Here is a 23,817-nt window from a genome sequence, read left to right as displayed (position 1 = left end):
ATGTTCACCGGCATTGTCGAGGAGTTGGGGGAGATCGTCCGGGTAACGGCCACGGCGGGCGATTCGGCGCTTGTCGCCGTGCGCGGCCCGTTGGTCACCTCGGACGCCCGCCACGGTGATTCCATAGCCGTCAACGGCGTCTGCCTGACCGTGGTGGACGCGGCCGACGGCGTCTTCACCGCCGACGTCATGGGCGAGACCCTGCGCCGCTCCGCGCTTGGCGCGCTGCGCCCCGGCGACCCGGTCAACCTGGAGCGGGCCGCCGCGCTGGGCAGCCGCCTCGGCGGTCACCTGGTGCAGGGCCACGTCGACGGCGTCGGCGAACTCGTCGCCCGGGAACCGGCCGAGCAGTGGGAGACGGTGCGGTTCCGGCTGCCCGCCGCCCTGGCCCGGTACGTCGTGGAGAAGGGCTCGATCACCATCGACGGCGTGTCGCTGACCGTCGCCGAGGTGGGCGCGGACGAGTTCGCCGTCGGGCTGATCCCGACCACCCTGAAGCTGACCACGCTCGGCGCGAAGGGCGTCGGCGACCCGGTCAACCTGGAGGTCGACGTACTGGCCAAGTACGTCGAGCGGCTGCTCGGCGCCCGGCTGACCGACGACGCGTCGCAGGCGACGCCGAGCACGGGCGGGGTGGCCTGATGGGCCCCCTCGGCTGGCTGCTCGACGCCCAGGTGCAGGTGGCCGGCTCGCCGGTGCTGGCCCGGGAGATCGTCGGCAACGTGTTCGGGCTGGTCTCGGCGCTGCTCGGGCTGCGCCGCCTGGTCTGGGCGTGGCCGGTCGGCATGATCGGCAACGCGCTGCTGTTCACCGTCTTCCTCGGCGGGGTGTTCGCCACCCCGCAGGCCCACGACCTGTACGGACAGGCCGGCCGGCAGGTGTTCTTCTTCGCGGTGAGCGTCTACGGCTGGTGGCGGTGGCGACGCAACAGCCGCGTCGACGCGGGCCACGCCGCGGTGCTGCCGCGCTGGGCCACCGGCCGGGAACGGCTGATCCTGCTGTTGGCCGCCGTGGTCGGCACCGCCGCCGCGTACCCGGTGCTCAAGGCGCTGGGCTCCTGGGGCCCGCTGCCGGACGCCTGGATCCTCACCGGCAGTCTGCTGGCGACCTACGGCATGGCCCGCGGCTGGGTCGAGTTCTGGCTGGTGTGGATCGCGGTGGACGCGGTCGGCGTGCCGCTGCTGCTGCGTGGCGGGTTCTACCCGTCGGCGGCCATGTACCTGGTCTACGGCGCCTTCTGCGTCTGGGGCTTCGCCGCCTGGTGGCGCACCTCGCGTGCCACCCGCCCGGCCGCCGCACTCCCGCCCACCTACACGGAGGCCGTCGCATGAGCAGCTTCGGGGATATCGAGGAGGCGATCGCCGAGATCGCCGCCGGGCGGCCTGTCGTCGTGGTCGACGACGCCGATCGGGAGAACGAGGGCGACCTGATCTTCGCGGCCGAGCGGGCCACGCCGGAGCTGATGGCGTTCATGGTGCGTCACACCTCGGGGTACGTCTGCGTGGCGTTGACCGAGAGCGAGGCCGACCGGCTCGACCTCCCGCCGATGCACCACACCAACCAGGATCGGCGCGGCACCGCGTACACGGTGACCGTGGACGCCCGGGAGGGGATCAGCACAGGCATCTCGGCGGCCGACCGCGCGCACACCAGCCGGCTGCTCGCCGGGGCGGCGACCGACCCGACCGACCTGGCCCGGCCCGGGCACGTGGTGCCGCTGCGCGCCCGCGAGGGCGGGGTGCTGCGCCGGCCCGGGCACACCGAGGCGGGGATCGACCTGACCCGGCTCGCCGGTCTGCGTCCGGCCGGCGTGCTCTGCGAGCTGATCAACGACGACGGCACCATGATGCGGCTGCCGGACCTGGAGAAGTTCGCCGCCGAGCACGGCCTCACGCTGATCACCATCGCCGACCTGATCGCCTACCGGCGGCGTACCGAGAAGCAGGTCGAGCTGGTCGCCGACGCCCGGATGCCGACGCGGCACGGGGTGTTCCGGGCGCTCGGCTACCGCGCCGAGCACGACCCGGCCGAGCACGTCGCGATGGTGCTCGGCGACCTCGGCGACGGCCAGGACGTGCTGGTCCGGGTCCACTCCGAGTGCCTGACCGGGGACGTGTTCGGCTCGCTGCGCTGCGACTGCGGGCCGCAGTTGGACGCCGCGCTGGCCCGGGTCGCCCGCGAGGGGCGGGGCGTGGTGCTCTACGTCCGCGGCCACGAGGGACGCGGCATCGGCCTGCTGCACAAGCTGCAGGCGTACCAGTTGCAGGACCAGGGTCGGGACACCGTGGACGCCAACCTCGACCTGGGGCTGCCGGCCGACGCCCGCGACTACGGCACCGGCGCCCAGATCCTCTACGACCTGGGCGTGCGCTCGATGCGGCTGCTGACCAACAACCCGGCCAAGCGGGCCGGGCTGGAGGGCTACGGGCTCACCGTCACCGGCCGGGAGAGCCTGCCGGCCGGCGCGCACCCGGAGAACCTGCGCTACCTGCGCACCAAGCGGGACCGGATGGGTCACCTGCTGGACGAGTTGGACGAGGTGTCCGAGGCGCCGCTGGGGCGTCCGGTCGCCGACGACGAGATCGGAGCATGACGATGGCGGGTTTCGGCGAGCCGGGAGTCGAGGCGGTCGACGCCGCGGGGCTGACCGTCGGGGTGGTGGCCGCGCGTTGGCACGGCGACCTGACCGACCACATGTTGGAGCGCGCGGTCGCCGCCGCCGAGGCGTGCGGGGCGCGGTCCGTGGTGGCGCGCGTCGCCGGCTCCGTCGAGCTGCCTGTCGTCGCCCAGGCCCTCGCGCGCCGCTGCGACGTGGTGGTCGCGCTCGGCGTGGTGGTGCGTGGCTCAACCGCCCACTTCGACTACGTGTGCCGGTCGGTCACCGACGGGCTGACCCGGGTGGCGCTGGACGAGGGCAAGCCGGTGGCGCACGGTGTGCTCACCGTGGAGACCATCGAGCAGGCCCGGGACCGGGCCGGTCTGCCCGGCTCGGCGGAGGACAAGGGCTGGGCGGCGACAGTGGCGGCGCTCGACGCGGCGCTCGCCGTCCGGGCCGTGGCCGCCGGCAACGCGCAGCGGGTCGGCTTCGGCGGCTGACGCCGCCTCCGGCGCTGCTCGGCCTCGGTGTCGGCCGGCTTCGGGCCTGCTCGGCCCCGGAGCTGCCCGGCCTCGGGTCGGCTGGTCTGACAGCCGGCCGGCTTCACAGTCGGCCGGCCTCGATGATCCGGCGCAGGAACTGACGCGTCCGGGCCTGCGTCGGCTCGCCGAGCACCTGTTCCGGTGGGCCGCTCTCGACGACGCGCCCCGCGTCGAGGAAGCACACCTCGTCGGCCACCTCCCGGGCGAAACCCATCTCGTGGGTGGCCAGCACCATGGTCATCCCGTCGGCCTTCAGGTCCCGGATCATCGTCAGGACCTCGCCGACGAGCTCCGGGTCCAGGGCCGAGGTGACCTCGTCGAGCAGCATCAGCCGGGGCGAGTTCGCCAGTGCCCGGACGATCGCCACCCGCTGCTGCTGCCCGCCGGAGAGCCCGTCCGGAAAGGCGTGCGCCTTCGCGCCCAACCCCACCCGGTCGAGCAGGTCGCGGGCCTGCGCCTCGGCCTCGGCGCGGGCCCGTCGGTGCACCCGCCGGGGCGCGAGGGTGATGTTGTCCAGCACGTTCAGGTGCGGAAACAGGTTGTACGCCTGGAACACCATGCCGATCCGCCGGCGCACCCGGTCGGCGTCGACCCGGGGGTCGGAGATGTCCTCCCCGTCCAGCTCGATGGTGCCGTCGTCCACCTCCTCCAGCAGGTTCACGCACCGCAGCAGCGTGGACTTGCCCGATCCGGACGCGCCGATCAGGGCCACCACCCGATGCTCGTCGACAGTCAGGTCGAGCCGGTCCAGCACGACCTGGCCGGCGAACTCCTTGCGCAGACCCCGGCAGCGCAGCAGAGCCATGGTCAGCCTCCCGACTGGCGACGGGCCGAGCGCAGCGTCACCCAGTCGGTGACCGCGATCAGCGGGATCGCGAGCAGCACGAACAGCACCCCGGCCACCACGTACGGGGTGTAGTTGAACGACTGGGCGGTGGCGATCTGGGCGGCGCGGACCGCGTCGATCGGGCCGGCGAGCGACACCAGCCCGACGTCCTTCTGCAGGGCCACCACGTCGTTGAGCAGCGGCGGCGCCACCCGGCGGACGGCCTGCGGCAACACCACGTGCCGCATCGTCTGCCGGTAGGTAAGGCCCAGCGAGCGGCCCGCGGCGAGCTGGCTGGGGTGCACCGACTCGATACCGGCCCGGAACACCTCGGCCAGATAGCCGCCGTAGGTGAGCACCAGCGCGAGCCCGCCGAGCACCAGCACCGACGGCATGCCCTGCAGGCGCAGCCCCGGCACGCCGAGGGTGAGCAGATAGAGCACGATGATCAGCGGCAGGCCCCGGAAGGTGTACGTGTAGCCGGCGGCCAGCGCCCGCACCGGAAAGAAGACCGGGCCGCGCAGTGTTCGCAGCACGGCGATCACCAGCCCGAGCAGCAGCGCGCCGGCCGCGCAGCAGACCAGCAGCCGGACGTTGAGCCAGAGCCCGTCCAGCACCGCCGGCAGCGCGTCGGCGCCGATCTCCGGGTCCAGGAACGACTGCCGGACCCGGTCCCAGCCGGGCGCGCCCGTCACGGCGACGACAAGCAGCGTGCCGAGCGCGGCCGTGGAGAAGGCCGCGATCAGCACGCTGTGGACGCTCTGCCGACGCCGGTACGCCGACCGCCGCAGCTGCGCCGCGGAGGGGGTGTGCTCCCGCGGCGTCACCGCAGCTCGGCCGCCCCCGCCACCTGCGCGAGCCACTTCTGCTCCAGCTCGGTGAGCGTGCCGGCCTCGCTGAGCTGACCGACGGCCCCGCTCACGCAGCGGGTCAGCGGCGAGTTCTTGTCCAGCAGCAGCCCGAAGGCCTCGGGCACGCCCACCTGCGGCACCTGACCGACTATCGTCGCGTCGGTGATCTCCGCGCCGGTGATGTAGAACGCGGTCGGCAGGTCCACCACGAGCCCGTCGATCTGCCCGTTCTGCAGGGCCTTCTTGGCGTCGTCGTTGCTGTTGTAGACCTGCGGCTTCCCGGCCGGCTTGATGACGTCAGTGATCGCCTGGTAGCTGGTCGTGCCGACCTGGGCGCCGAGCTTTGCGCCGCGCAGGTCCGCCAGCGACGTCTTGCCGGCGATCTTCGAGGACTTCAGCGCGATGACTGTCTGGCGCACCAGGTAGTACGGCGCGGAGAAGTCCACCGCCTGCTTGCGCTCCTCCGTGACGGAGAACTGGTTGATGTCGAAGTCGAAGTTCTTCTCCCCGGGCGCGATCGCGGTGTCGAACTTGACCCGGGTCCAGGTGACGTCGCTCCGGGCGTAGCCCAGCTTCTCGGCCACCGCGTACGCGACCGCGGCCTCGAAGCCCTCGCCGCTGTCCGGCTTGTCCTTGCGGAACCACGGCTCGTAGGCCGGCTGGTCGGTGGCGATGGTGAGCTTGCCCGGCGTACGGGTGGGCAGGCTGTCCTTGGCGCAGGACGGCGAGGCGGTGTCGGTGGGGGTCGGTGACTCCTTCTGGGGCGCGCATCCGGTGGCGGCGACGACGACACCGGCGACTATGAGCGCGAGGAGACGTGAGCGGCTGGCCATGGCGGACAGCGTAAAGCTCCACGGGCGTCGATCGAAGATTTTCCCACCATGCTGGTAGGGAATTGTCCGCCTGCTGGGTCGCGGTGGACCCGGACTCGGGGCGTCGGCGCGACGGCTGGAAGAATCGTTCCCCGTGAAGACGTTCGAGGAGTTGTTCGCCGAGCTGCAGGCCAAGGCCGCCGCCGGCACCCCGGGCTCGGGCACCGTCGCCGCGCTGGAGAAGGGCGTGCACTTCATCGGCAAGAAGGTCGTCGAGGAGGCGGCCGAGTCGTGGATGGCCGCCGAGCACGAGGGGCCGCAGCGCACCGCCGAGGAGATCTCCCAGCTGCTCTACCAGGTCCAGGTGCTGATGCTCGCCAGTGGTCTCGAACTGAAGGACGTCTACCGACATCTGTGAGTGCGCCCCGTCGTTGATCACATCCGATCGAAGGAGCACTCAGTCATGTTGCGTGTCGCCATCCCCAACAAGGGCACCCTGGCCGAGCCGGCCGCCCAGATGCTGCGCGAGGCGGGCTACCGCCAGCGCACCGACCCCAAGGATCTCGTCTGCCGCGACGAGGCCAACGACGTCGAATTCTTCTACCTGCGTCCCAAGGACATCGCCACCTACGTCGGGTCCGGTGACCTCGACCTCGGCATCACCGGCCGGGACCTGCTCATCGACTCGGCCGCGCCCGCCGAGGAGGTCGTCGACCTCGCCTTCGGCCGGGCCACCTTCCGCTTCGCCGCCCGCCCCGACGACATCGCCTCCGTGCAGGAGCTGGGCGGGCACCGGATCGCCACCGCCTATCCGGGGCTGGTCGAGCGGCACCTCGACGAGGCGGGCGTCAAGGCCGAGGTGATCCGTCTGGACGGCGCCGTGGAGAACGCCGTACGCCTCGGCGTCGCCGACGTGATCGCGGACGTGGTGGAGACCGGCGCGACCCTGCGTCAGGCGGGCCTCGTGGTGTTCGGCGAGCCGCTGCTGCGCTCGTCGGCGGTGCTGGTCCGCCGGGCCGGCGTGCCGCCGCACGCGCAGGCCGAGCAGTTGCTGCGCCGCCTGCACGGCGTGCTGGTGGCCCGCCGGTACGTGATGCTCGCCTACGACGTGCCGGCCGGTCTGCTGGACCGGGCCAGCGGGCTGACCCCCGGCATCGAGTCGCCCACCGTGTCGCCGCTGCACCGCGAGGGCTGGGTGGCCGTGCAGGCGATGGTGCTGCGCGACGACGTGCACCGGATCATGGACGAGCTGTACGACCTGGGCGCTCGCGCCATCCTGGTCACCAACATCCACGCCTGTCGCCTCTGATCCCTGATTGATCAACTCAATATCGCCGATGTGGGGGTGTCCAGTCGCCCGGACACCCTCACATCGCCGACCTGGAGTGGATCTCCCGCTGAGTCGCCGCAAGATCGCGCTCGAAGCGGGAAGTAGTGGCATCCTGCGCAGCCGAGGCCACTCGATCCAGGAGCGAGCGCGGGTGCGGGTGCGGTGCGGGGCCGTGCGGCGTGGCGCGGGCCTGGGGGACGGGTGAGGGGTCCGGTGCCGCGCTGAGTGGCGGCTCGGCGGGTGGTGCGGCTGCCGGGCCGGTGCGGGTGGCAGACTGGTGGGGTGAGTGAAACCGAGCTGGTCCGCCTCAAGCCCCGCCGCATCCGGGTGGTCTGCTGGTCGGCGGCGGCTGCCCTGGTGGTGGTGTTCGCCCTGGTCGCCACCTCGCTGAGCGGGCCGACCGGCGACGGTTACGGCAGCTTCCAGCGCGGCGACCAGATCGCCATGATCGGCCTGGGCATCTTCGGGGCGCTGGGCTTCCTCCTGTTCACCCGCCCGCGGGTGGAGGCGGACGGGCGCGGTATCCGCGTCCGCAACGTCATCAGCTCGTACGACCTGCCCTGGGAGGTTGTCCGGGGTGTCCGCTTCGACCGGGGCGCGCCGTGGGCCAGCCTGGAGCTGCACGACGACGACCTGCTGCCGATGGTCGCGTTGCAGGCCGCCGACAAGGAGTTGGCCGTCGACGGGGTCCGCGCCCTGCGCCGGCTGCACGAGGCCCACCTGACCCGCCTCGCCGATCGCGCCGATCGCGCCGTCGACCGCTGACCCGGCCGAACCGGCCCACGGCCGACCGGGGCCGAACCGCGCCCCACCGTCGGCTCGCGCCGGCACCCGACACCGTCGACCTGCGGCAGCACCGCCCACCGCCGGCCCGCGTCGCAGCCCGCCCAGCCGTGCGACCCTCGCCAGGATCGCGACAACGTCAGGGAAACCGCTGCCTCAGCCGTGCCGGGAGGCAGCAGTTTCAGGGAAAGTGCGCGGATCTTGCCGCCGCCCCGCCCCGGCGGTGTGCCCGCGGCGACGCGGCGTCGGGCGCTGCGGCGGCCGGCCGCACTGGCGTTCGGCCGCAGGTCGTGCCCGGTTTGGGGGCGAGCGAGGCGGGGGTGTAAGGTTGCCGAGTCGACCAGGCTGTCTCCGCGTGCGAGCAGACAGCCTTGAAAGCGGAGCGCCTGCTCCCACCCGAGTCGCCGCTACGGTGGCCGGGTCCGGTCACCGGTTCCGGGCATGTCCCGGTCCCGGACGTGTGATCCTGTGATCACGCCGACCGGTCGAGCGGGCCCTGGCATGCGCCGGGGCCTTCTGCTTTCCGGGTCGGTTCCCACCCGGGAGCCGCAGGGGTCGGCGACAGAGCAGAAACGACTCGAGGAGGCCCCATCAGCGTCGAACCACGCGTGAACGAGCAGATCCGGGCACGTGAGGTCCGACTGGTCGGCCCCGAGGGTGAGCAGGTGGGCATCGTCCCGCTGGAGCGCGCCCTTCAGCTGGCCGCGGACGTCGATCTGGACCTGGTCGAGGTTGCGCCGATGGCGCGCCCGCCGGTGTGCAAGCTCATGGACTTCGGCAAGTTCAAGTACGAGAGCGCACTCAAGGCGCGCGAAGCGCGGCGTAATCAGCAGCAGACCGTCATCAAGGAAATGAAGCTCCGTCCGAAGATCGACCCGCACGACTACGAGACCAAGAAGGGTCACGTGGTGCGGTTCCTCAAGGCGGGCGACAAGGTCAAGGTGACGATCATGTTCCGCGGTCGCGAGCAGAGCCGCCCGGAGCTGGGTTACCGGCTCCTGCGTCGGCTCGAGTCCGAGATCACGGAACTGGGATACGTCGAGGCCGCTCCGAAGCAGGACGGCCGAAACATGATCATGGTTCTCGCCCCGCATCGGGCCGTCAAGGCATCCGCGGTCGCCGCCACGGCGTCCCGTGGTGCACCTCGGGACCGGGCAGCGGATGATTCCGCCGCTCCGGAAGCCGATGAGACCGCGGCGGTCAGCGAGACCGCAGCCGCCGGTGACACCGGCCTCGCCGCCGACACCAGCAGCGAGTAACAGGGGAGAGACGTTCCACATGCCGAAGATGAAGAGCCACACGGGTATGGGTAAGCGGGTCAAGGTGACCGGCAAGGGCAAGATCGTTGCCCAGCAGGCCGGCCTCCGCCACAACCTGGAGAAGAAGCCCTCCACCCAGACCCGCCGGCTGACCGGCACGGTCGTGCTGGCCAAGGCCGACGTCAAGCGCATCAAGAAGCTGCTCGGCCGCTGACGCGCGCCACCTTTACGTAAGAAGGAGTTGAGATGGCACGCGTCAAGCGGGCTGTAAACGCCCAGAAGAAGCGTCGTACCCTGCTGGAGACCGCGAGTGGTTACCGCGGTCAGCGCTCCCGGCTGTACCGCAAGGCCAAGGAGCAGGTGCTGCACTCGATGCAGTACGCCTACCGGGACCGTCGTGACCGCAAGGGCGACTTCCGGCAGCTGTGGATCCAGCGGATCAACGCGGGCGCCCGGGCCAACGGGATGACCTACAACCGCCTGATCCAGGGCCTGCGTCTGGCCGGCATCGAGGTGGACCGCAAGATCCTGGCCGACATGGCCGTCAACGACGCCGCCTCTTTCGCGGCGATCGTCGAGCTGGCCCGGGCCGCGGTCACGGCCGAGGGCACCGGCGGCGCGGCGGCCCAGGCCGCCTGATCCCCCCGCACCAGAGCGAGGCGTCTCCCGTGTCGGCACCGCCGTCCGGGGGGCGCCTCAATCGTGCCGGAGGAACACCCACCATGGCCTTCACCCCGCGTACCCCCAGGGTTGTCGCCGCCCGTCGCCTGCAGCGCCGCCGCGACCGCGACGCCACCGGCCGTTTCCTGGCCGAGGGCCCGCAGGCCGTCCGCGAGGCCCTCGCGCGGCCGGGGGTGGTCACCGAGCTGTTCGGTACGCCCGCCGCCCTCGACAGGTATCCGGAGCTGGCCGCCACGGCGGCCCGCGCCGACGTGCCGATCTCCGAGGTGACCGACGACGCGCTCGCCGCGTTGGCCGAGACCGTCGCCCCGCAGGGGCTGGTCGCCGTCTGCCGGCACCTGGACGTGTCGCTGGAGCAGGCCCTCGCGGGCGGGCCCCGGCTGGTGGCGGTGCTCGCCGAGATCCGCGACCCGGGCAACGCCGGTACGGTGCTGCGCACCGCCGACGCGGCAGGCGCGGGCGTGGTGGTCTTCGCCGGGGACGCCGTCGACCCCTACAACGGCAAGTGCGTCCGGGCCTCGGCCGGCAGCCTCTTCCACGTCGACGTGGTGCGCGCCGCCGACCCGGTCGTGGTCGTCGACGCGCTGCGCGCCGCCGGGCTGTCGATCTTCGCCACCACTGGGTACGGCGACGACGACCTGGACGACCTGACCGACTACGGCCGGCTCGTCGGGCCCACCGCCTGGCTGTTCGGCTCGGAGGCGCACGGGCTGCCCGAGGAGTTGACAGCCACCGCCGACGCCCGCGTGCGGGTGCCCCTGTACGGGCGCGCGGAGAGCCTCAACCTGGCTGCCGCGGCGGCGGTCTGCCTGTACGCTTCAGCGAGAGCACAGCGCTGACGGTGTCCGCACCCGGCGCGATCGACAGCAGGGGAGAGCGTCCGTCCATGAACGCGCAACGGCGTTCGTTTAGCCAGCCCGCCGGTGTCGGCGGGCGGCGGGCCTGACCTGCTTCCTGCACGGACTCCTACCGGCGGGCTGCGGCACAGCCGCGCGTCCGTAGACTCGCCTAGCCGCCCCGCTGAGGGTTGGCGCCGCCGTGAGGGAGTGCCCGTACGCCATGACCTACCGCAACGATCCGTACGACCCGAAACAGGTCGCCCTGCTCGACCCCGCCGCGCTGGATGAGGCCGTCGCGGACGCCACGAAGGCGTTCACCGCCGCCGTCGACCCGGACGCGCTGACCGCGCTGCGCCCCGCGCACCTCGGCGACCGGTCCCCGGTCTCCCTCGCGCGCCGGGAGATCGGCGCGCTGCCGCCGGCCGCGAAGTCCGACGCCGGCAAGCGGGTCAACGAGGCCCGCCGGGCGATCGAGACCGCCTACGCCGACCGCGCCGAGGTGCTGGAGCGCGAGCAGGCCGAGCGGGTGCTCGTGGAGGAGCGGGTGGACGTCACCCTGCCCTTCGACAGGCGCCCCCGGGGCGCCCGGCATCCGCTGAGCACCCTGATGGAGTCGATAAGCGACCTCTTCGTCGGGATGGGCTACGAGGTGGCCGAGGGGCCCGAGGTCGACCTGGAGTGGGTCAACTTCGACGCGCTGAACATCCCCGCCGACCACCCGGCGCGCGGGCTGATGGACACCTTCCACATCGCACCGGAGGGCTCCGGCCTGGTGCTGCGCACGCACACGTCGACGGTGCAGACCCGTACGATGCTCAGCCGCAAGCCGCCGATCTACGTGATCGTGCCCGGCCGCGTCTACCGCACCGACGAGATCGACGCCACCCACAGCCCGGTGTTCCACCAGGCCGAGGGCCTGGTGGTCGACAAGGGCATCACGATGGCGCACCTGCGGGGCACCCTCGACCACTTCGCCCGGGCCATGTTCGGTCCGGAGGCGAAGACCCGGTGGCGGCCGCACTACTTCCCGTTCACCGAGCCGTCGGCGGAGTTCGACGTGTGGTTCCCGGAGCACCGCGACGGCCCGCAGTGGGTCGAGTGGGGCGGCTGCGGGATGGTCAACCCGCGGGTGCTGCGCGCCTGCGGCGTCGACCCGGAGGTCTACTCCGGATTCGCCTTCGGCATGGGCATCGACCGGACCCTGATGATCCGGCACGGGGTCAGCGACATCCGCCATCTCTTCGAGGGCGACGTGCGGTTCAGCCGCGCGCTCGGGACCGGGGCGTAGGCGATGCGGGTACGAGACACGGGAACGGTGGTCTGACGTCATGCGAGTTTCTGTCAGTTGGCTGCGGGAGTACGTCGACCTCCCCGCCGATCTGCCCACCGGTGACCTGGAGCAGGCACTCGTCGATCTCGGCATCGAGGTCGAGTCCGTGGTGGACCTGCGCGAGAGCGTCACCGGTCAGCTCGTCGTCGGTGAGGTCCGCGAGGTCGAGGAGCTCACCGGTTTCAAGAAGCCGATCCGGTTCTGCCGGGTCGACGTGGGCGCCGCCAACGGCACCGGCGAGCCGCAGGAGATCGTCTGTGGGGCGCGCAACTTCGCCCCCGGTGACCGGGTGGTGGTGATCCTGCCCGGCGGTGTGCTGCCCGGTGGGTTCGCCATCGGCGCCCGCAAGACGTACGGGCACAACTCGGCCGGCATGATCTGCTCGGCGAAGGAGCTGGGCCTGGGCGACGACCACTCCGGCATCATCGTGCTGCCGCCTGAGGTGTCGGCCAAGCCCGGCGACGACGCGCGGCCCGTCGTCGGCCTCGACGACGTCGTGTTCGAGCTGGAGATCACCCCGGACCGGGGGTACGCGCTGAGCCTGCGCGGCCTGGCCCGGGAGCTGTCGCACGCGTTCGACGTACCGCTGCGCGACCCGGCCCTGATGCCCGCGCCGGGCGGCACGGCGACGCCGCCGTACCCGGTGGAGGTCCGTGACACGGTCGGCTGCGACCGGTTCACCGCCCGCCTGGTCCGTGGCGTCGACCCGACCGCGCCCACGCCGTCGTGGATGGCGCAGCGACTTGTCACCGCGGGCATCCGCAGTATCTCGCTGCCCGTGGACATCACCAACTACGTGATGCTGGAGCTGGGCCAGCCGATGCACGCCTTCGACGCCGACCGGATCGTCGGGCCGCTTGTGGTCCGTCGCGCCGAGGCGGGGGAGAAGCTGACCACCCTCGACGGGGTCAACCGGGTGCTCACCGCCGACGACATGGTCATCTGCGACGACACGGGGCCGATCTCCCTGGCGGCGGTGATGGGCGGCGAGACCAGCGAGGTCGTCGCCGGCACCACCACTGTGCTCTTCGAGGCGGCGCACTGGGACCCGGCGATGGTCGGGCGCACGGCCCGCCGGCACAAGCTGTTCAGCGAGGCCGCGAAGCGCTGGGAGCGGGGCGTCGACCCGGCCGTGGCGCTTGTCGCGCTGGAGCGCGCCGTGCGACTGCTCACCGAGCACGGCGGGGGCACGCCGAGCGCGGAGATCCTGGACATCGACCACGTCCGGCCGCGTACCCCGATCAGCCTTCCGGCGGACCTGCCGACCCGGCGGGTCGGCGTGGAGTACCCCCCGGCGCGGGTCGTCGCCCTGCTGGAGCGGGTCGGCTGCACCGTCGCGCAGGGCGCGGACCGGCTGTCCGAGGACCCGGGCGCGGTCGGCGTGGCAAGCGGCGCGGGGGTGGCGCTGAGCGTCACCCCGCCGACCTGGCGACCCGACCTGACCGACCCGGCCGACCTGGTCGAGGAGGTCGTCCGCCTCGACGGGTACGACCGCGTGCCGTCGGTGCTGCCGACCGCGCCGCCCGGTCGCGGGCTGACCCCGCGCCAGCGCCGGCGTCGGGCCGTCGCCGGGTCGCTTGCCGAGCGGGGGTACGTGGAGGTGCTCGCGCACCCCTTCGTGTCGCCGGAGCTGGCCGACCAGCTCGGCCTGCCGGCCGACGATCCGCGCCGACCGGCGGTGCGGCTGGCCAACCCGCTGTCCGAGGAGGAGCCGCTGCTGCGCACCACGCTGCTCGGCCCGCTGCTCGGCATCCTCAAGCGCAACCTGGGCCGGGGTCACCGCGACCTCGCCCTCTACGAGATCGGGGCGGTCTTCCACCCGCGTCTCGGCGCGGGCAGCCCGCCGGCCATGGGCGTGGACCGCCGCCCGACCGACGCGGAGTTCGCCGCCGCCGACGCCGTGGTGCCGGCGCAGCCGGTGCACGTCGCGGCGGTGCTCGCCGGCGACCTCGATCCGGCCGGCTGGTGGGGCGCGGGTCGACCGGCCGGCTGGGCGGACGCCATCGAGTCGGCCCGTGACGTGCTGGCCGCCGCCGGGATCCCCGACGAGTGGGTCGAGGTGCGTGCCGCCGAGTACGCGCCCTGGCACCCGGGCCGCTGCGCCGAGCTGCGCGTCGACGGCGCGGTCGTCGGGCACGCCGGCGAGCTGCACCCGACCGTGGTGGCGGCGCTGGAGCTGCCCCGCCGCACCTGCGCGCTGGAACTGGACCTCGACGCGCTGCCGTCGACCCCGGTGACGCCCGCGCCGACGGTGTCCGGCTTCCCGCCGGCGCTTATCGACGTGGCGTTGGTGCTTGACGACTCGGTGCCGGCCGAGCAGGTGCGCCGGGCGCTGGAGGCGGGCGCCGGTGAGCTGCTGGAGGACGTGCGGCTGTTCGACGTGTACGCGGGCGCGCAGCTCGGCGCGGGTCGCCGGTCGCTTGCGTACAAGCTCACCTTCCGTGCGCCGGACCGGACGCTGACCGTCGAGGAGGCGCTGGCGGCCCGCGACGCGGCGGTCGCCGTGGCGGCGGAACGCTTCGGCGCCACCCTGCGCGGCGCCTGAGCGATGCCGGTGCTGGGATGGCTCGCGGTGGCCGCCGTGCTCGCGGTGGCCACCGCCGGCCTGCTCTGGGCTCGCCGGCACCTGCTGCTGGTCGCGGTGGTGGGGCGCAGCATGGAGCCGACGTTGCGCTCAGGTGACCGGGTGCTGGCCCGGCGGGTGCCGCTGGCCCGGATCCGGCCCGGTGACGTGGTCGTGGTGGTGGCTCCGGCCCGGATGACCGCCGGCCATCCGAGCCGTCCGGACGCGCCGGGCACGCCCGGTCTGCTGATCAAGCGGGCGTACGCGGTGCCCGGTGACCCGGTGCCGGTGGATCGGGTGCCGCTGCTGCGTCACGGCGGTGAGGGCGTGGTGCCGGAGGACCGGCTTGTGGTGCTCGGGGACAACCCGTCGCAGAGCTACGACTCCCGCGAGTGCGGCTACATCCCCGGACCGGACGTGCTCGGCGTGGTGGTCCGGCCGCGACTGGGCACGGACTGAGCCCCACGTCGGCGGCCTGAGCCCCGCGTCGATGGCACGGGAACGGCGTGCCGTCCGGCCCGAGAGCCGGTCGGCACGCCGTCAGCGCCTCAGCAGAGAGCGCTCATCGTGCTCACGCCCGCGCTGCAGTAGTACCCGCAGCTTCCGCAGGTCGTCTTGCAGGCACCGTTCTGGCTGCACCGCTTGAAGTAGCACGTCCCACAGAGCGCGCACCACGGGTCCGGCGGACAGCCGGCGGCCGCCGTCACCTTGGGTACGAACACGCCGAGCATCCGCTCGCCCAGGCTCTCCAGTCGACGGAACATCCGTTCACCTCCTCCCGATACTGATCGATGCCGGGACGCTACGGCGGGTCGGTACACCGCCTGTACAGTCGACACTTCCGTCGATGTCCATCGATGTATTCGCGATGTATCCGCCGCTCCTAGCGTGGGCCTCCCGGCAAGGAGGTGGCACACGGATGCGAGCCCTGGAACTGACCGCGCGGCTGCTGTTGGCCCTCGTGTTCCTCGCCGCGGTCGTCGGCAAGCTGCGGACCCGAGCGGGCTTCGCCGAGTTCGTCGGCTCGGTGGGCCAGTTCGGCGTACCCACCCGGTGGGCGTCGCCGGTCGCCCGCCTCGCGGTCGCCACCGAGGCCGCCGTGGTGGTGCTGCTCACCGTCGGGCGGACGGCCCCCGCCGGGCTGGTGCTCGCCGCCGGGCTGCTCGGTGTGCTCACCGCCGCGATCGTCGGGGCGCTGCGCCGCGGCGCCCGGCCCGCCTGCCGCTGCTTCGGCGTCGGTGCCGCGCCGATCGGCGCGCGGCACGTGATCCGCAACGTCGTCCTCGCGGTGGTGGCGCTGCTCGGTCTGCTCGGCGGGGCCACCGCGGCCGGGTCGTCGCCGTCCGGGCCGACAGTGCTGCTCGCCGTCGGCGTCGCGGTCCCGCTCGCGGCCGTGGTGGTCCGCCTCGACGACCTGGCCGCCCTCTTCGCTCCCACACCGTCGCGGCCGACCCGCCCGGCCGGGCGGCACTGACCCCGGTTCGCATCCCCGCACCCCGAAGGAGCCCTCATGGCGCTGTTGACCGTCGCCGTCGTCCTCGTCGCCGTCCTCGGCCTGCTCAACCTGGTCCTGATGCTTGGCGTGATCCGCCGGCTGCGCGAGCACTCCGACCTGCTCAGCGACCAGCAGGGCCAGCCGCCGGCGGTCATGCTGGAGGTGGGCTCGATCCCCGGCGACTTCGTCTCGTCCACCGTGGACGGTCGGGTGTTCTCGCGCGCCGACCTGCCGCCGATGACCCTCGTGGCGTTCCTCTCGCCGAGCTGTGAGCACTGCGAGGAGCAGTTGCCGGTGCTCGTCGACCGGGCCCGGACGATGCCCGGCGGGACCGAGCACGTCTGGATCGTCGTCGTCGGCAAGGGCCCGGAGACCCAGCCGTACGCCGAGCAGTTCGCCGGGCTGGCGACAGTCTTCGTCGAACCCGGCACCGGGGCGCTTCCGCTCGCGTTCGGCGTCAAGGGTTTCCCGGCGTTCGGCCTGCTCGACGAGCGCGGGATCGTCGCGTCGACGGCGTTCGGCATCGCCCGGTTGGACCTGCCGGTGGCGCGGTGACCGGGTTCCGGCTGGTACCGCGACGGGCCGCCCGGCACGCCCGGGCGGCCCTCGGCCTGACCTGGCGGGCGGCTCCGGCCGGCACGGCGGCGGACCTGGTGCTCGCGATCCTGGCCGGGTTGACCCCGGTCCTCGTGGCCGGCCTGACGAAGCTGCTGCTGGACCGGCTCACCGGTGGAGGCGGGGGCGGTGTCCCGCTGACCGCGCTCGGCGCCGGGCTGGCGGTCGCCGCCGCGCTCGGGACGGTCCTGCCGCACCTGCGCACGTACGTGGCGGCGGAGCGGACCCGGGCGGTGTCACGGCTGGTGCGCCGCCGGCTGTACGACGCGGTGCAGCGCCTGATCGGGCTGGTCCGGCTTGAGGACCCGGAATTTCAGGACCGGTTGCAGGCGGCCCAGCAGACCGGCCACATCGGCCCCACCCAGCTGACCGGAAACGCGTTCGGCGCGGTGCAGAGCGTGCTGGCGATGACGGGGTTCCTCGGCGTGCTGCTGGTGCTCAACCCGCTGATCGGGGCGCTGGTGCTCCTCGCCGCGCTGCCCACCCTGTGGATGCAGCTACGGCTCAACCGGGCCCGCGCGGCGATGGTGCTGCGGCTGGAGCACTTCCAGCGGCGGGACCTGTTCTTCGCCCAGTTGCTGGTGGGCGTACCGGCGGCGAAGGAGGTGCGGCTGTTCGGTCTGGGCCGGTTCTTCGGCGACCGGATGCTCGACGAGCTGCACGGCATGCATCGGGTGGAGCAACGACTCGACCGTCGGGAGGTACGCGCTCAGGCGGTGCTCGGCCTGCTCGGCGCGACGGTGGCCGGCATCGGGGTGATCTACACGATCTCGGTCGCCCGATCCGGCGGGCTGACCCCCGGCGACGTCGTGATCTACCTGGCCGCCGTGCCCGGGGTGCAGGGCGCGCTCGGCAGCCTGGTCGGCCAGCTCGGCGCGATGCACCAGGCGCTGCTGCTCTTCGACCACTACGACCAGGTGGCGCACGTCGAGCCGGACCTGCCGGTGCCGGCCACCCCCCGACCGGTGCCGCCGCTGAGCGAGGGCATCGAGCTGCGCGACGTCTGGTTCCGCTACTCACCGCAGCATCCGTGGGTGCTGCGCGGCGTGAACCTGCACCTGCCGGCCGGCACCACCACCGCGCTGGTCGGGCTCAACGGCGCCGGCAAGAGCACCCTGGTCAAGCTGCTCTGCCGGTTCTACGACCCGGAGCGCGGCAGCATCCTCTGGGACGGGGTCGACCTGCGCGAGCTGGACCCGGCGGCGCTGCGGGCGCGGCTGGGCGCGGTGTTCCAGGACTTCATGCCGTACGACCTCAGCGCGGCGGAGAACATCGCGCTCGGCGACCTGAGCGCGCGCGACGACCCGGAGCGGCTGCGAGCCGCCGCCCGCTACGCGGGCATCGACGACGCGCTGGCCGCGTTGCCCCGCGGCTACGACACCCTGCTGACCCGGATCTTCTTCGACGGCCCGGACCGGGACGACCCGCAGGCCGGGGTGGTGCTCTCCGGTGGCCAGTGGCAGCGGGTGGCGCTGGCGCGGGGGTTCCTGCGGGCCGACCGGGATCTGCTCATCCTCGACGAGCCCAGCTCGGGTCTTGATGCCGAGGCCGAGCACGACCTCAACCAGCGGCTGCGGGAGTTGCGCCGGGGTCGGACAAGCCTGCTCATCTCGCACCGGCTCAACGCGGTGCGGGACGCGGACGCCATCGTGGTGCTCGCCGACGGGCAGGTCGTCGAGCGCGGGGACCACGACCTGTTGCTCGCCGCCGGCGGCGGGTACGCCCGGTTGTTCACCCTCCAGGCCCGTGGCTACCGCCAGGACGCGCCGGCCCCGGCCTGACCGGTGCGGTCCCCGCACGCCTCGGTGGCGGCGAGTTCGGCGGCGTAGAGCCGCACGAGGTCGCCGATGTGAAACCGGCCGGGCCCGGCCGGCTCGGCGAGCTGTGCGGCGACCAGCCGGTCCAGCGCGCGTGCCGCGTCCTCCCGTGGCGCTCCGGTCAGCGCGGCGGTCAGCTCCGCGGTGACCGGCCCGGGGCGGGCCCGGCAGAGCCGGAGGAAGATCGGCGCCGCCGAGCCGAGCCGGCGGTAGCTGGCGCCGAGCCGAGGCCCCAGCCCGGTCTCGGCGAGCCGGTACCGCTCGTCGCGCAGCAGCCGCGCCAGCCGGGTCAACGACCAGTGTGGCCCCTCGACCAGCCGACGGGACGCGGTACGCAGCGCGAGCGGCAGCCGCTCGCAGAGGTTGACCACCGCCGACGCCGCCTCCGGCTCCTCGTCGACCGGGCGGTCTCCGGCGGTCGCCCGCAGCAGCGCCAACGCCTCGGCGGCCGGCAGCGGGTCGAGCCGCAGTGCCGGGGCGTCGCCGGTGGTCACCGGGGTGCGGCTGGTCACCAGCAGGGCACATCCGCCGCGTACCGGCAGCAGGCCGTCGACCTGGGCGGCGTCGGCGGCGTCGTCGAGCACCAGCAGCACCCGGCGGTCGAACAGCAGGGACCGGACGCGGGCCCGGGCCTCCGCGAGGCCGGCCGGCTCCGGCTCGTCGGCGCCGGGGTGCAGGGCCCGCAGCACGCGCGTGGCGACCTGCAACGGGGGCGGCGGGGTGTCGGCGACCGACCCGCCGAGGTCGACGTGGAGTTGGCCGTCGGGGAAGGCGTCCAGCGCCTCGGCCGCGGCGCGCAGGGCGAGGGCCGACTTGCCGGTGCCGGCCATGCCGAAGACCGCGACGGTGACCGGCTGCTGCCGGGCAACGGCAAGGGCGTCGCGGAGCTGGGCCAGCTCGCTCCGCCGGCCCACGAACGGGGCCGCGGGGCAGGGCAGCTCGTGCGGTACGCGTGGCCCGCGCGCATCGACCGGACGGTCGCGGGTGTGTGGGGCGACGCGCCGCCGTTGCGGAACCGGCGACCGCGGCATGTGCCCGCGGACCTCGCGGTACAGGTCGGTCAGCTCCGGCCCGGGCGCGACGCCCAACTCACCGTCGAGGGCCCGGCACGCCGCCCGGTAGGTCCGCACCGCGCCGGCCTGGTCGCCCGCGCGGTGCAGGGCTGTCATCAGCAGCGCCCACGCCGGCTCGCGCAGCGGATGCTCGCCGACGTGGTCGCGGAGCAGGGTCAGCAGCGCCGGCGTGCCGCGGTCGCCCAGGTCCAGCCGGCAGGCCGCGTACGTCTCCCGGGCGCCGGCCCGCCGCTCGCGCAGACGGTCGAAGGCCGCCGCGGTCGCCGGCCCGTACGCCGGGGGTGGGTCGGTCGGTGACCAGAGCGCCAGCGCGCGGCCCAGCAGGGTGGCGGCCAGCTCGGGCTCACCGCCGATGCGTGCCGCGTGGCCCTCGGTGGCGAGCCGTTCGAACTCGGCGGCGTCCAGCTCGCCCGGCTCGACCCGCAGCAGGTAACCGCCGTGCTCGGTGGGCAGCCGGGCCGGGTGGCCGGGGGAGTCGAGCAGGTGACGTAGCCCGCTGGCGTGGCTGCGCAGGTTCGCCACGGCGGAGGCCGGTGGTCGCCGGCCCCACAGCTCCTCGCGTAGCCGTTCGACAGGCACCGACACGCCGGCCTGCAGCAGCAGAGTGACCAGGAGGGCGGTGGGTCGGCCGGCGGGCACCCGCAGGGTCTGCTCGCCGCGACGCACCCGGACCGGACCGAGGATCTCGAACGACAGCGCCATCGCGTCCTCCGTCAGGTGCCCCCACGCGGACCGGACGAGCCGGCCCACCACCGTCAGGGAATGATGCTAGTCGATTGAGTGGCCACTCAGTCGAGTCCTTTTCGGCGGACCCTCGGGCACCGCCACCGCGCACCGCCAGGCCGGCACCGCGTCGACGTGGTGCACCCGCAGCTCACCGGGCTCGACCTGGTGCTCGGCGAGACCGACCCGCCGACCCTGGCAGACGCCGACCTGGTCTTCTGGCGCTGCCCCACGGCGAGGTCGACGGTGCGGTAGTCGGGCACGCCGGCGAGCTGCACCCGACCGTGGTGGCGGCGCTGGAGCTGCCCCGCCGCACCTGCGCGCTGGAACTGGACCTCGGGGCGCTGCCGTCGACCCCGGTGACGCCCGCGCCGACGGTGTCCGGCTTCCCGCCGGCGCTTATCGACGTGGCGTTGGTGCTTGACGACTCGGTGCCGGCCGAGCAGGTGCGCCGGGCGCTGGAGGCGGGCGCCGGTGAGCTGCTGGAGGACGTGCGGCTGTTCGACGTGTACGCGGGCGCGCAGCTCGGCGCGGGTCGCCGGTCACCTTCCGTGCGCCGGACCGGACGCTCACGGTCGAGGAGGCGCTGGCGGCCCGCGACGCGGCGGTCGCCGTGGCGGCGGAACGCTTCGGCGCGACCCTGCGCGGCGCGTAATCGGAGACCCGTCCCCGCCCCGCGATCTCTTAATCCTCGGGTTTGGGAATCAAGTCCCTAGCGGCATATCGTTGAGAAGGTCCTGACCTTGCGTTATACGTCAGATGGGGGCCTTCTCAATATCCATTGTCATTGGTTGGGTGCTCGGCGGACCCTCGGGAGCATCGGCCAGCGTCGGGTATGGAGGGACTGGTGCTGTGCCGGCGAACGCCGCCGGCCACGCGAGACGGTTCTCCTGTCGGCAAAGTCTCTTCCGTCATCTGGCACGGCGGTTGCGATGCCTATTGAGCCTCGGATAGCGGGGCGGGCTCCCATGGCCGGGTGATACGCCGGTACAGAAAGCGAGATCGTGGTCGTTGCACAAATGTCCCGCACCGACGCCCGTTCTCTCATGACACCGACAGGGGTGCCCTGGCTAAGCAGCTTCGAGCTACACCGGCCAGGTCGCCTCCAACCGCTAGGCGAGCAGTATCGGGATGCTGTCGAGCTGATCTTGACGAAGGTTTGATCTGATGATGCTGGGCGGTCGTCCCCGGTCGGGTCTGCAGGTCACTACCTCGTTCGGCGTGATCGCGAAGTCGACGCTGAAGTCATGGTCCGCATGGGGCAGCTCGTCATCGAGGAGTTGGGTCTGGTGGATCGTGGTGGCGATGGCGGTCTCGGCGGTGACGAGTCCGGCCTCGGTGAGGAGGGCGATCTCCAGGTCGGAGTAGCCGGCGCCCTTGCCGACCCGCACGCCGCTGTGGCGACTGACAGCGACGCTGCCGCAGACGATGAGGTCCACCGGACGCATCTCGTCGGGTCCCACGGTGGGAGCGACCTGCGGTGCGCCGCTACTGGTAACTGCGGTCTCCATTGGTGCGGTGAGGCTGGCGGGGTCGAGCAAATAGAAGGGCTTTGGGGTGGCGAGTTTCGGGACCGCCATGTAGAGCAGTTTGCCTTCCCTCAGGGCTCGTACCCGGACGGGAAGTTGGGCCCGGTCCGGGTTGCATTTGATGACTCGGGCGTTCTTCCAGATGTCCAGCTCCGCGAGGTGGGCTGCGGCCTCCTCCTTGCCGACGAAGTCAGGGATGTGACCGTGCACGCCGGGTGGGGCGGCGCCCTGACGTTCGAGGAGGTCCCATACGTGGTGCCGAACGGCGTGTTTGGCGCGGTCGATGTCGGTCACGTTGGTGCTCCTACGGGTTCATGAGGGTGAGGAGTCGGTCGTTCACGTCCTGGACCGAGGGCTCGTTGCGCCAGGGGCGTAGCTGTCTCGCGGCGGCGAAGGCGAGGTTGAGTCCGCCGCCGGCACGGGTTGTCTCGATGACGTCGATGGCCTGCTGCAGGTAGGACGTTGCGGCGTCCACGTCGCGTTGGAGGATGCTGGCGAGGGCGAGGTTGCCGAGGATGACGGCCGTGGATTTGCGGCGTGCGGCGATCAGTTGTCGGGCGTTCTCCAGCGCTGGCACTGCTTGGTCGGGCTTGTTGAGGGAGAGCCAGCAGGAGCCCGCGAGTCTCGTGTAGTGGCTGGGGCAGAAGATGTCGGTGGCTGGGTCTCGGGCGTCGACGGCGGTGAAGTGAGCTTCAGCGGCACCGAGAGCGTCGGAGCAATCCTCGGCCTGACCGAGCATCGCGTGTGCCTCAGCCCGGTGCAGTTGGGCGAGGCCGGCGATGACGTGACTGTCGTTGTGACTGACGGCGGCGGCGCGGATCGTTAGGACGAGACCGGTGTTGGGTTGCTTGGTGCCGTAGAGGGCGACGTAGCTCTTACGGAGCAACGCGTTGGCCTCGGTGACCGGGTCTCGCGTTTCCTGGGCCGCGCTGATCGCCCGGTCGAAGTAGGCGGCGCTGGCGACATGGTCGCGCCGCTGCGAGGCGTCCCAGACGAGTTGGCCCATCAGCGTCGCGGACTCGGCGACTGCTGCCGCCAACTCGCGCTGAACCGGCCCGTTGTTGGCGTGCTGGCGAAGGAAGATTGTCTGACCGTGTAGTTGGCCGGCCTCGGCGAGCAGGAGCGTCGAGGGTGTCTGGTCGTAGCGCTCGTCGAGGCGCCGCACGCGCTCCCTCAGGTGCGCCACAGCGATCAGGTCGACGCGGCCAGGGTTGCGCAGCACGTAGCCGAGACGCTCGGCGGGCGGTGCCGGTGTCTGGCCGACGTCGGCCAGGAGGTCGGCCAGCTCCTCGATCGACAGCGTGAGGGCCGCGGCGAGGCGCGGCCGGTGCCAGGGCTGCGGGTCAGTCTCCGCCCGTTCCCACCGCACGACTGTGGAGCGGTCGACGCCGAGGGCTTCGGCGAGGCGTTCCTGGCTCAGGCCGATCGTCTTGCGGCGCTGGGCCAGCCGGTGCCGACGCCTATCCGCCACGTGCCGCCTCCCTTCGCCGCCATTCGTCACGGTCCATTCACCCAGCTCACATCCTGTGACGCAATGGGGATGCGTCAGTTCTGCGTCGTTGCCGCGCTGGGCACCAGCGACCGTCGGGGCTTGTGTAGACGCATGGCCGAGACGGGTGAGAGCAGAAGCCGCTGTGCAAGGCGTGGCGACTACGTCAGCTCCCGCCCGTTCCGCAGCCATTCCAAGCCCGACCTACTGAGTGGGGAAAGACGTGAGCGCCCAGGAGCGAGACCGGCTCGATGCCACCGGACCGTCATCTGCCGCCCGGCCCCAGGAGGAGCCCACGCGCCTTACCCAAGCCCGACGCCTCGACTCCGAGCCCAGAGAGCACACTCCGCTGCGCCCGATCTGGCTCTGCCGTGCCTGCGGCCAACCCTGGCCCTGTGGCCGGGCAAAGCTCGCTCTCGTCACCGAGTACGACGGCAACCGGGTCAGCCTGTTCCTCTACCTGGCCCGTCTGCTCCATGACGCCATCGACGACCTGCACAAGCTCAACCCCACCACCACCGGGTGCGCCAGTGACATGTTCGACCGGTTCCTTGGCTGGCCCGCCCGACACACCCGCTCCGACCGGACGACTGCGATCGGCTCTCCACAGCCCGAGGAGCCGGAAGCATGAAGGGCTTCCCGCTCGCCGGGTCGGGGTACAACA

Annotated in this window: 25 protein-coding genes and 2 pseudogenes; 20 read left to right on the top strand and 7 right to left on the bottom strand. The window is 72.6% G+C overall.

Features of this window, described 5'->3' with window-relative positions; all coding sequences use genetic code 11:
* The 4 genes from OOJ91_RS28325 to ribH are packed head-to-tail and all read left to right on the top strand — an operon-like array spanning nucleotide 1 to nucleotide 3,096.
* Nucleotides 1-642 carry a riboflavin synthase gene (locus OOJ91_RS28325; protein ID WP_007458397.1) on the top strand — a complete coding sequence of 214 codons (642 nt, stop codon included), beginning with the start codon at nucleotides 1-3 and terminating at the stop codon, nucleotides 640-642.
* Entirely contained in the window at nucleotides 642-1,331 is a 690-nt protein-coding gene (gene pnuC, locus OOJ91_RS28320) for a nicotinamide riboside transporter PnuC (RefSeq protein WP_266249914.1), read from the top strand. Before OOJ91_RS28325 ends, pnuC begins: the two co-directional genes overlap by 1 nt.
* Entirely contained in the window at nucleotides 1,328-2,593 is a 1,266-nt protein-coding gene (locus tag OOJ91_RS28315) for a bifunctional 3,4-dihydroxy-2-butanone-4-phosphate synthase/GTP cyclohydrolase II (RefSeq protein ID WP_266249913.1), read from the top strand. Before pnuC ends, OOJ91_RS28315 begins: the two co-directional genes overlap by 4 nt.
* Nucleotides 2,594-2,595: 2 nt before the next feature.
* Nucleotides 2,596-3,096: a 6,7-dimethyl-8-ribityllumazine synthase gene (gene ribH, locus OOJ91_RS28310; RefSeq protein WP_266251448.1), complete on the top strand. Its 501-nt coding sequence runs from the start codon at nucleotides 2,596-2,598 to the stop codon at nucleotides 3,094-3,096.
* 103 nt (nucleotides 3,097-3,199) lie between these two features.
* Here ribH and OOJ91_RS28305 read toward each other — a convergent pair whose 3' ends face one another.
* From OOJ91_RS28305 to OOJ91_RS28295, 3 genes are read right to left on the bottom strand one after another with little or no spacing between them, the layout of a single operon-like run.
* Entirely contained in the window at nucleotides 3,200-3,943 is a 744-nt protein-coding gene (locus tag OOJ91_RS28305) for an amino acid ABC transporter ATP-binding protein (protein ID WP_266249912.1), read from the bottom strand.
* 2 nt (nucleotides 3,944-3,945) lie between these two features.
* Nucleotides 3,946-4,791 carry an amino acid ABC transporter permease gene (locus OOJ91_RS28300; protein WP_266249911.1) on the bottom strand — a complete coding sequence of 282 codons (846 nt, stop codon included), beginning with the start codon at nucleotides 4,789-4,791 and terminating at the stop codon, nucleotides 3,946-3,948.
* A complete protein-coding gene (locus OOJ91_RS28295) occupies nucleotides 4,788-5,648 on the bottom strand; it encodes an ABC transporter substrate-binding protein (RefSeq protein WP_266249910.1) in 861 nt (286 codons plus the stop codon). The genes OOJ91_RS28300 and OOJ91_RS28295 overlap by 4 nt, the downstream gene beginning before the upstream one ends.
* Before the next feature lie 133 nt (nucleotides 5,649-5,781).
* Here OOJ91_RS28295 and OOJ91_RS28290 point away from each other — a divergent pair, with 133 nt between their 5' ends.
* The 10 genes from OOJ91_RS28290 to OOJ91_RS28245 all read left to right on the top strand — a co-directional run bounded on the left by OOJ91_RS28290 (nucleotide 5,782) and on the right by OOJ91_RS28245 (nucleotide 14,871).
* Nucleotides 5,782-6,045 carry a phosphoribosyl-ATP diphosphatase gene (locus OOJ91_RS28290; protein ID WP_007458408.1) on the top strand — a complete coding sequence of 88 codons (264 nt, stop codon included), beginning with the start codon at nucleotides 5,782-5,784 and terminating at the stop codon, nucleotides 6,043-6,045.
* Nucleotides 6,046-6,090: 45 nt separating this feature from the next.
* Nucleotides 6,091-6,936 (top strand): ATP phosphoribosyltransferase, encoded by an 846-nt coding sequence (hisG, locus tag OOJ91_RS28285; RefSeq protein ID WP_266249909.1) that lies wholly within the window; start codon nucleotides 6,091-6,093, stop codon nucleotides 6,934-6,936.
* A 303-nt stretch (nucleotides 6,937-7,239) separates the two neighbouring features.
* Nucleotides 7,240-7,722, top strand: a complete 483-nt coding sequence (locus OOJ91_RS28280) for a PH domain-containing protein (protein ID WP_266249908.1) — start codon at nucleotides 7,240-7,242, stop codon at nucleotides 7,720-7,722.
* A 626-nt stretch (nucleotides 7,723-8,348) separates the two neighbouring features.
* Nucleotides 8,349-8,999, top strand: a complete 651-nt coding sequence (gene infC / locus OOJ91_RS28275) for a translation initiation factor IF-3 (protein WP_266249907.1) — start codon at nucleotides 8,349-8,351, stop codon at nucleotides 8,997-8,999.
* A gap of 19 nt (nucleotides 9,000-9,018) precedes the next feature.
* The gene (gene rpmI / locus OOJ91_RS28270) at nucleotides 9,019-9,213 is read left to right on the top strand and encodes a 50S ribosomal protein L35 (protein ID WP_007458415.1); all 195 of its coding nucleotides are present in this window, start codon (nucleotides 9,019-9,021) and stop codon (nucleotides 9,211-9,213) included.
* 32 nt (nucleotides 9,214-9,245) lie between these two features.
* Entirely contained in the window at nucleotides 9,246-9,638 is a 393-nt protein-coding gene (rplT, locus tag OOJ91_RS28265) for a 50S ribosomal protein L20 (protein WP_007458417.1), read from the top strand.
* 83 nt (nucleotides 9,639-9,721) lie between these two features.
* On the top strand, nucleotides 9,722-10,519 hold the full coding sequence (locus tag OOJ91_RS28260) for a TrmH family RNA methyltransferase (RefSeq protein ID WP_439117137.1): 798 nt from the start codon (nucleotides 9,722-9,724) through the stop codon (nucleotides 10,517-10,519).
* 220 nt (nucleotides 10,520-10,739) lie between these two features.
* Entirely contained in the window at nucleotides 10,740-11,807 is a 1,068-nt protein-coding gene (gene pheS, locus OOJ91_RS28255; RefSeq protein WP_266249905.1) for a phenylalanine--tRNA ligase subunit alpha, read from the top strand.
* A gap of 40 nt (nucleotides 11,808-11,847) precedes the next feature.
* Nucleotides 11,848-14,394, top strand: a complete 2,547-nt coding sequence (gene pheT / locus OOJ91_RS28250) for a phenylalanine--tRNA ligase subunit beta (RefSeq protein ID WP_266249904.1) — start codon at nucleotides 11,848-11,850, stop codon at nucleotides 14,392-14,394.
* Between the two features lie 3 nt (nucleotides 14,395-14,397).
* A complete protein-coding gene (locus OOJ91_RS28245; RefSeq protein WP_266249903.1) occupies nucleotides 14,398-14,871 on the top strand; it encodes a S26 family signal peptidase in 474 nt (157 codons plus the stop codon).
* Nucleotides 14,872-14,960: 89 nt separating this feature from the next.
* Here OOJ91_RS28245 and OOJ91_RS28240 read toward each other — a convergent pair whose 3' ends face one another.
* Nucleotides 14,961-15,176, bottom strand: a complete 216-nt coding sequence (locus OOJ91_RS28240) for a hypothetical protein (protein ID WP_266249902.1) — start codon at nucleotides 15,174-15,176, stop codon at nucleotides 14,961-14,963.
* 155 nt (nucleotides 15,177-15,331) lie between these two features.
* Here OOJ91_RS28240 and OOJ91_RS28235 point away from each other — a divergent pair, with 155 nt between their 5' ends.
* The 3 genes from OOJ91_RS28235 to OOJ91_RS28225 are packed head-to-tail and all read left to right on the top strand — an operon-like array spanning nucleotide 15,332 to nucleotide 18,303.
* Entirely contained in the window at nucleotides 15,332-15,886 is a 555-nt protein-coding gene (locus OOJ91_RS28235; RefSeq protein ID WP_266249901.1) for a MauE/DoxX family redox-associated membrane protein, read from the top strand.
* A 36-nt stretch (nucleotides 15,887-15,922) separates the two neighbouring features.
* Entirely contained in the window at nucleotides 15,923-16,462 is a 540-nt protein-coding gene (locus OOJ91_RS28230; RefSeq protein WP_266249900.1) for a TlpA family protein disulfide reductase, read from the top strand.
* Entirely contained in the window at nucleotides 16,459-18,303 is a 1,845-nt protein-coding gene (locus OOJ91_RS28225; RefSeq protein WP_266249899.1) for an ABC transporter ATP-binding protein, read from the top strand. Before OOJ91_RS28230 ends, OOJ91_RS28225 begins: the two co-directional genes overlap by 4 nt.
* Here the strand turns inward: OOJ91_RS28225 and OOJ91_RS28220 are convergent.
* Complete coding sequence (locus OOJ91_RS28220) at nucleotides 18,273-20,114, bottom strand: AfsR/SARP family transcriptional regulator (protein ID WP_266249898.1); 1,842 nt, start codon at nucleotides 20,112-20,114, stop codon at nucleotides 18,273-18,275. The two genes, OOJ91_RS28225 and OOJ91_RS28220, sit on opposite strands and share 31 nt — an antisense overlap.
* 73 nt (nucleotides 20,115-20,187) lie before the next feature.
* Here OOJ91_RS28220 and OOJ91_RS28215 point away from each other — a divergent pair.
* Both OOJ91_RS28215 and OOJ91_RS28210 read left to right on the top strand, forming a co-directional pair.
* Nucleotides 20,188-20,374: pseudogene (locus OOJ91_RS28215) on the top strand (N-acetyl-gamma-glutamyl-phosphate reductase); the annotation flags it as partial.
* A pseudogene (locus OOJ91_RS28210) lies at nucleotides 20,375-20,790 on the top strand (phenylalanine--tRNA ligase subunit beta); the annotation flags it as partial.
* Between the two features lie 457 nt (nucleotides 20,791-21,247).
* Here the strand turns inward: OOJ91_RS28210 and OOJ91_RS28205 are convergent.
* Together OOJ91_RS28205 and OOJ91_RS28200 are read right to left on the bottom strand one after the other, a co-directional pair.
* Nucleotides 21,248-21,958 (bottom strand): 5-formyltetrahydrofolate cyclo-ligase, encoded by a 711-nt coding sequence (locus OOJ91_RS28205; RefSeq protein ID WP_266249897.1) that lies wholly within the window; start codon nucleotides 21,956-21,958, stop codon nucleotides 21,248-21,250.
* Between the two features lie 10 nt (nucleotides 21,959-21,968).
* The gene (locus OOJ91_RS28200; RefSeq protein WP_266249896.1) at nucleotides 21,969-23,135 is read right to left on the bottom strand and encodes a helix-turn-helix domain-containing protein; all 1,167 of its coding nucleotides are present in this window, start codon (nucleotides 23,133-23,135) and stop codon (nucleotides 21,969-21,971) included.
* Between the two features lie 367 nt (nucleotides 23,136-23,502).
* On the opposite strand from OOJ91_RS28200, the gene OOJ91_RS28195 reads away from it, so the two are divergent.
* Nucleotides 23,503-23,784, top strand: coding sequence for a hypothetical protein (locus OOJ91_RS28195; protein WP_266251446.1), 282 nt, complete (start codon nucleotides 23,503-23,505; stop codon nucleotides 23,782-23,784).
* The last annotated feature ends 33 nt before the right edge of the window (nucleotides 23,785-23,817 follow it).

The sequence above is a fragment of the Micromonospora lupini genome, assembly GCF_026342015.1.
GTDB lineage: Bacteria > Actinomycetota > Actinomycetes > Mycobacteriales > Micromonosporaceae > Micromonospora > Micromonospora lupini_B.
The sequence above is the reverse complement of the archived record's forward strand: the minus strand, read 5'-3'. Positions and strand labels throughout refer to the sequence as shown.

Excerpts from the sequence above, each read along its gene's own strand:
- OOJ91_RS28305 (WP_266249912.1), bottom strand. The coding sequence starts at position 3,943 with ATGGCTCTGCTGCGCTGCCGGGGTCTGCGCAAGGAGTTCGCCGGCCAG.
- hisG (WP_266249909.1), top strand. The coding sequence starts at position 6,091 with ATGTTGCGTGTCGCCATCCCCAACAAGGGCACCCTGGCCGAGCCGGCC.
- rpmI (WP_007458415.1), top strand. The coding sequence starts at position 9,019 with ATGCCGAAGATGAAGAGCCACACGGGTATGGGTAAGCGGGTCAAGGTG.
- OOJ91_RS28235 (WP_266249901.1), top strand. The coding sequence starts at position 15,332 with ATGCGAGCCCTGGAACTGACCGCGCGGCTGCTGTTGGCCCTCGTGTTC.
- OOJ91_RS28295 (WP_266249910.1), bottom strand. The coding sequence starts at position 5,648 with ATGGCCAGCCGCTCACGTCTCCTCGCGCTCATAGTCGCCGGTGTCGTC.
- OOJ91_RS28325 (WP_007458397.1), top strand. The coding sequence starts at position 1 with ATGTTCACCGGCATTGTCGAGGAGTTGGGGGAGATCGTCCGGGTAACG.
- pnuC (WP_266249914.1), top strand. The coding sequence starts at position 642 with ATGGGCCCCCTCGGCTGGCTGCTCGACGCCCAGGTGCAGGTGGCCGGC.
- OOJ91_RS28240 (WP_266249902.1), bottom strand. The coding sequence starts at position 15,176 with ATGTTCCGTCGACTGGAGAGCCTGGGCGAGCGGATGCTCGGCGTGTTC.
- OOJ91_RS28220 (WP_266249898.1), bottom strand. The coding sequence starts at position 20,114 with ATGGCGCTGTCGTTCGAGATCCTCGGTCCGGTCCGGGTGCGTCGCGGC.
- OOJ91_RS28245 (WP_266249903.1), top strand. The coding sequence starts at position 14,398 with ATGCCGGTGCTGGGATGGCTCGCGGTGGCCGCCGTGCTCGCGGTGGCC.
- pheS (WP_266249905.1), top strand. The coding sequence starts at position 10,740 with ATGACCTACCGCAACGATCCGTACGACCCGAAACAGGTCGCCCTGCTC.
- rplT (WP_007458417.1), top strand. The coding sequence starts at position 9,246 with ATGGCACGCGTCAAGCGGGCTGTAAACGCCCAGAAGAAGCGTCGTACC.
- OOJ91_RS28315 (WP_266249913.1), top strand. The coding sequence starts at position 1,328 with ATGAGCAGCTTCGGGGATATCGAGGAGGCGATCGCCGAGATCGCCGCC.
- OOJ91_RS28260 (WP_439117137.1), top strand. The coding sequence starts at position 9,722 with ATGGCCTTCACCCCGCGTACCCCCAGGGTTGTCGCCGCCCGTCGCCTG.
- OOJ91_RS28230 (WP_266249900.1), top strand. The coding sequence starts at position 15,923 with ATGGCGCTGTTGACCGTCGCCGTCGTCCTCGTCGCCGTCCTCGGCCTG.
- pheT (WP_266249904.1), top strand. The coding sequence starts at position 11,848 with ATGCGAGTTTCTGTCAGTTGGCTGCGGGAGTACGTCGACCTCCCCGCC.
- ribH (WP_266251448.1), top strand. The coding sequence starts at position 2,596 with ATGGCGGGTTTCGGCGAGCCGGGAGTCGAGGCGGTCGACGCCGCGGGG.